At 27.4% G+C, this 6061-nt stretch carries 6 protein-coding genes; 4 read left to right on the top strand and 2 right to left on the bottom strand.

All coding sequences use genetic code 11. The annotated features are described in order from the left end of the window. Together ACRDBA_RS06630 and ACRDBA_RS06625 are read left to right on the top strand one after the other, a co-directional pair. Nucleotides 1-1584 (top strand): DsrE/DsrF/DrsH-like family protein (locus tag ACRDBA_RS06630; protein ID WP_438572145.1); only part of this gene is annotated, 1584 nt, incomplete at its 5' end. A gap of 291 nt (nucleotides 1585-1875) precedes the next feature. Then, a complete protein-coding gene (locus ACRDBA_RS06625; protein WP_438572144.1) occupies nucleotides 1876-2670 on the top strand; it encodes a GTP pyrophosphokinase in 795 nt (264 codons plus the stop codon). 148 nt (nucleotides 2671-2818) lie between these two features. On the opposite strand, the gene ACRDBA_RS06620 is transcribed toward ACRDBA_RS06625, so the two are convergent. Both ACRDBA_RS06620 and ACRDBA_RS06615 read right to left on the bottom strand, forming a co-directional pair. After that, entirely contained in the window at nucleotides 2819-4129 is a 1311-nt protein-coding gene (locus ACRDBA_RS06620) for an FtsW/RodA/SpoVE family cell cycle protein (RefSeq protein WP_438572143.1), read from the bottom strand. Continuing rightward, on the bottom strand, nucleotides 4117-4461 hold the full coding sequence (locus tag ACRDBA_RS06615; protein ID WP_438572142.1) for a PadR family transcriptional regulator: 345 nt from the start codon (nucleotides 4459-4461) through the stop codon (nucleotides 4117-4119). The genes ACRDBA_RS06620 and ACRDBA_RS06615 overlap by 13 nt, the downstream gene beginning before the upstream one ends. A gap of 185 nt (nucleotides 4462-4646) precedes the next feature. Here ACRDBA_RS06615 and ACRDBA_RS06610 point away from each other — a divergent pair, with 185 nt between their 5' ends. Beyond that, complete coding sequence (locus tag ACRDBA_RS06610) at nucleotides 4647-4790, top strand: hypothetical protein (RefSeq protein ID WP_438572141.1); 144 nt, start codon at nucleotides 4647-4649, stop codon at nucleotides 4788-4790. Between the two features lie 570 nt (nucleotides 4791-5360). Then, a partial coding sequence (locus ACRDBA_RS06605) for a DUF4116 domain-containing protein (RefSeq protein ID WP_438572140.1) occupies nucleotides 5361-6061 on the top strand: 701 nt, incomplete at its 3' end.

Here is a 6061-nt window from a genome sequence, read left to right as displayed (position 1 = left end):
GATTATATAAATGGAAATGAAGCATTTATACCACTTGCTGGACCTGCTAATAGACAAGGAAGAATAGTAGCAGATAATATTGCAGGGTTAGATTCAAGATATAAAGGAACTATGGGAACATCTATTATAAAGGTATTTGATATGGTAGTAGCTTCTACAGGTAATAATGAAAGAACTTTAAATAGATATGGAATTAAATATGATAAGGTTTATCTTCACCCAATGAATCATGCAGGATATTACCCAAATGCAACTTCTTTAACTATTAAAGTTATATATGATGTGGAAGGAAAGGTATTAGGAGCACAAGCCTTAGGATATGAGGGCGTAGATAAGTTTATTGATGTAATAGCAACAGTAATAAAATTTGGTGGTACTATGGAGGATTTAACAGAATTAGAATTAGCTTATGCTCCACCATTTTTATCAGCTAAATCACCAGCTAACATGGCAGGGTTTATAGCACAAAACAAAAGCAAAGGATTAGTAGATGTTATAAACATAGAAGATTTAGAAAAACTAAATCCTTCTAAAAATATACTTCTAGATGTAAGAGATAGAGAAGAGGTTTTAAATAGCTCTATTAAGGATTTTATAAATATACCAGTAAATGAATTAAGAGAAAACTTAGATAAGCTTGATAAGGAAAAGGAAATAATAATATCTTGTGCAGTTGGAATAAGAGGATATATAGCATCAAGAATATTAAAAAACAAAGGCTTTAAAGTTAAAAACTTAAATGGGGGATATAAAACTTATGCAAACTTTAATTATAAAGCAAAGGTAATAGAAAATAAAAAGGAAGAGGAAAAGATTATGGCTCAAAGAGAAGTGGCAATAGGAAAGGTTAGAGAGTTAAATGCAACAGGTTTATCATGTCCAGGTCCATTAATGGAAGTAAAAAAGGCTGTAGATGAAATGGAGAATGGAGATATCTTAAAGGTAAAGGTATCCGATGAAGGATTTTATAGAGATATAGAGGCATGGTCTAAGAGAACAGGAAATATGTTATTAGATATAAATAAAAGTAAGGGAATTATTGAAGCTACAATCCAAAAGGGATTAGAAGAAGTAATGAATGAAGCTGCTGTAACTAACACATATTATACAAATCCTAACTCACAAACAATGGTAGTATTTAGTGGAGATTTAGACAAGGCTATAGCATCATTTATTATAGCTAATGGAGCAGTGGCTATGGGTAAAAAAGTTACTATGTTCTTTACCTTCTGGGGATTAAATGTTTTAAGAAAAGAAGAAAAGGTAAAGGTTCCTAAAAATATTATAGAAAAGGCTTTTGGAATGATGATGCCAAGAGGAAGTAAAAAGTTAGGACTTTCAAAAATGAATATGGGTGGTATGGGAGCTCAAATGATTAGAGGTGTCATGAAAAACAAAAATATTCAATCTTTAGAAGATTTAATAGAAGCAGCTATAGAAAGTGGAGTAGAAATAGTTGCATGTAGTATGTCTATGGATGTAATGGGAATAAAAAAGGAAGAACTAATTGATGGAATAAGCTATGGTGGAGTAGGATATTATTTAGGCGAAGCTGATGATGCTAATGTAAATTTATTTATATAATTATTTTTTAAAAGAAAATTTTAAAAACCTGAGGTAAATTATTGCTTCAGGTTTTTTAGGGTAACTATAAAATTATCAATAGAGCCTCTAGGGAAATAGGAGTTTATAATAATTTCTATAATTTCTCTATATTTTGTGGTGAAAAAAGAGAAATTATAGAAATTATTATAGTTAAGCTGTTTAAAATTTCTTAAAAAGATATTAAAATAGATTTATATAGTAAATAATAATAGCACTTTTTAATATTTTTGATATAATAATTAGGGTGATAATGAAAAAGGGTGATTAATTATGGCAGTTCAAGATTGGAAAAGATTTTTAATGCCTTATGAACAGGCAGTTGATGAATTAAAAGTAAAATTAAGAAGTATAAGAAAAGAATATAGAAGAAAAAATGAATATTCACCAATAGAATTTGTTACTGGAAGAGTAAAAGAAATATCAAGCTTATTAGAAAAGGCAAATAAATTCGAAATACCAATAGATAGACTTCAATATGAAATGGAGGATATAGCTGGTATAAGAATAATGTGTCAGTTTGTGGATGATATAGACAAGGTTGTAGAGCTTATCCGCGCAAGACGAGATATGCAAATTCTTTACGAAAAAGACTATGTAAGAAATGTAAAGGGTAGTGGATATAGAAGTTACCATATGATAATTAAGTATCCTGTTAATATGGCAGAAGGGCCACAGGAAATATTAGCAGAATTTCAAATAAGAACATTAGCTATGAATTTTTGGGCAACTATAGAACATTCATTAAACTATAAATATAAGCAGCAAATGCCAGTAGAAATAAAGGATAAGTTAAAGATGGCAGCAGATGCAGCATTTAACTTAGATGAGCAAATGCTAGATATAAAAGATGAAATAAAGGATGCACAAAAATTATTTGAAATAAAGTCAGATATAATTTCAAACATAATGAGTAGCATACTTTCATTAATTTCATTAGGCAAGGTAGCAGAAGCAAGCAGATACCAAACGTCTTTAAACAAGCTTATTGAAGAAGGTGAAGTTTCAGAGCTTAACAATATGCTTACTGCAATTAAAAAAGATATAAATAAATATAGAGAAAATTAATAATAAAAGATAGAGCCTACAAGAATAAGATATTCTTGTAGGCCCTATCTTTTAAAATCTAAAGTTATCAATAAAAATGGATATAGTCTAGTATAAACCTTACTAAAATTTTAGATTTTAACCTTTACTTCTTACTTAAAAAAACATCTTAATTTTTAACTACCTTTGCAAAAGGAGTATTTCTATATTTATAAACATTGCATACTAAGGTAATAGAAATTATGTTCATAACAATATTAGTTCCTCCATAGCTTATAAACGGAAGGCTTATTCCAAACACTGGAGAAAGGGAAAAATTAGTTAATATGCTTATTAAAAATTGTGTTGCAAATAATGAACAAAAAGCATACACTAAAAGCTTTCCGTAATTATCTTTAACATTTGTTGCAACGAAGCCTATTCTAACTATAAAGGAAAGAATTAATATAAGTAAAAGTAATGTTGTTATCCAACCAAAGCTATAGTTTATATAGCTAAGGATAAAGTCTCCATGAGCATCAGGTAAAACATTATTATTAAAGGAAGCTCCTTGACCAAACAATCCTGCTGATTGCCTTAATGAGCTTAATTTATTATAAATCCATCCAGCACCATCAGGATCAAGATTAGGATTTATAAAGCCAAAGATTCTTTTGACTCTATAAGGTACTGGGAAAATTAATAGTGAAAAAACAGCAAATAATGATCCAAAGGATATAGCTACATATTTTAGTCTTAGTCCAGAAACAATCATTAATGGAACAATTGCTAGAATATAAATTGTCATATTAGATAAAGATGGTCCAGCTACGAAAAAGATACATGGGAAAAATGCTAAAGAAATTCCCTTTATTAAATCCTTTTTAATAGACCAATTTAAATTATCAAAAATTCCTGCAAGGGATATTGGTAATAAAAATGTTATTAAATAAAATAGGTTAATTGATAAAGGCCCTATTGTTAAGTAGCCAGGTGCTCCATTAATATATGTTCCGCTAAACATGGATAAAATTAAAATCATAATACTTACAGTATAAATATGAATAGAGTACTTTTTTATATTTCTATAATCTAATTTTAGCAGTAAAAATGAAATTATAGCACCTATAAGAGTATAAATTATTATTCTAGATGTAAATATAGGATATTCACTGTAATAAGGAATATTCTTTTGTAAAAAGTTAAGAGTAAATAATCCAAAGGCTATAAAAAATGATGCCATAGCTAACAATAGCCAATCAGGGGCAGCCTTATGGACCTTATTTAGACTTTTCCCAACTATATTAGAATCTCCCATTTGAGATATAGCCTTACTTAAAGCATCATCACTATTTAAACCTTCTTCTATATATGAATCATAAAGCTCTTCAATATGGCTTGTAAGCTCAAGCTTTATATTTTCATGAACCTTTTTATTCTTAATTAATGAACATACTTCATTAGTGTAGTTATCTATTTTAGAATAATCTATTGATGACATGGTGACACCTCCCATAACACTTCATTTACAGTTTCACTAAATAACTTCCATTCAGTTTCTTTTTCTTTAAGTCCATTTAGTCCTTCTTCAGTAATCTTATAGTACTTTCTTTTTCTTTTACCTTCAGTAGTATCCCAATAAGATTGGATAAAGTTTTCATTTTCTAAGCTGTGAAGGATTGGATAAAGAGTTCCTTCTTTAAAGGAGAAAACACCATTTGATTTAGTTTCGATTTCCTTAATCATTTCATAGCCATACATTTCTTTTCTTTTTAAAAGACTTAATATAAGTATTGTAGTACTTCCTTTTAATAGCTCCTTGTTAATTTTCATTTACTCACCTCAATACATAGATTTCCGATACTTAGTATATCTAGGTATAATTATAGTAATAATTTACAATGTTGTAAAGAGCAATATTTATAGTAATTAATTCTTAATAATTATAGAAGAAGGAATATGAATAAATATTAAGAATAAATAAGATAATAATATAATTGAAAGAGAGGAATTATAAAATGGGCATAAAGCAAGAATTAGACAACGATATATTATTAAAAAGAATTAAAAACCTAATAAGCACAGGATTAGACGAAGATACTATTTTAAATATCTTAGGTCTTACAAGAGAAGAGTATGAGGAATTAATAAAAAGCATCTAATAGGGAATAAGTAAATAAAATAACAGAAGCACTTAATAAGAGAAATGCTCTTATTAAGTGCTTTTAATTATAAAAATATATAATTTTAATTTAATGAAAATAGTATATTAAATACATAAGAGAAATCAATATAAAAACTATAGTTGTAATTCTAATAGTAATTGCTTTAGATTTTAAATTAGATAAATCCTTCATATCCATTGATGATTTTCTATAAAAAAATTCTATTGGGTAGAGAAGAATTAGCAATCCTATTATTAATACAAATAATATATAAAGATAGCTAATAAAAGAAAACATAAAATCACCTCGCTTATATTAATATAATAGATAGAATTACTCCTTAAGTTGCAGGATTATTTTCAAATTAAAAGGTTTTATACCAAAAACTAATAAAGTTTTACAATATTAAAGAGAAAGGTGGAAATTTCTCTTTAAATGTAATATTATAATGATATAAATAATAATTATTATTAGTTAATAAAGGTTAAAGTAGATATTATTTCCTATTTAGAGCCTTTAAATTAGCTAAATAGTAACAAAAGATTGAAAATGAAAGAAGGCATTTTTATGGATGATACAAATTTAAAAAAGATTTATGACAACCCTTTATATATAAGGTATATAGATAACCCAAGTGAAGAGGTAATTATTGAAGCTGTTAAGAGAAATGGGACAGCTATAAGATATGTTGATAATAAGAGCTTTGAAGTAAAGAAATTAGCAATTACTAATAATCCTTTATCAGTAGAATATATTGATGAATTAGAAGAGGAACTCGGAATATTAGCAGTTAGAGCTTTATGGAATTCTTTAAAATATATTAAGAATCCTAGTGATGAAATAATAAAAGAAGCAGTTAAATCAAAGGGATGGGCAATACAATTTATAAGTGATCCTAATGAACAAATACAGCTTTTAGCAGTAAAAAAGGATTATGATTCTATTAAGTATATTAAAAAGCCTTCAGAAAAGGTTCAGCTTGAAGCTGTAAGAAAATACTGGGGAGCTATTAGATTTATTAAAGAGCCAACTTTAAATGTAAGAATAGAAGCAGTAAAGGAAAATGAAGAAGCAATAAATTATATAACATATGATTTAGATGAATTAAGAGCTTTAATGGCAGAAAATATTAATATAGTTAAGTATGTTTATGATTCAATTGATGTAGATTTTGCTGTAGATGTAGTTATAGATAAAATCAAGGGTGAAGATATAGATGAAGTATATATGAAAAACTTCCTTGAACTAGAAATATTAGAAATGGACAA

This window comes from Clostridium sp. (assembly GCF_051654825.1).
Lineage (GTDB): Bacteria > Bacillota > Clostridia > Clostridiales > Clostridiaceae > Clostridium.
This window is presented reverse-complemented; position numbering and strand designations above follow the sequence as displayed.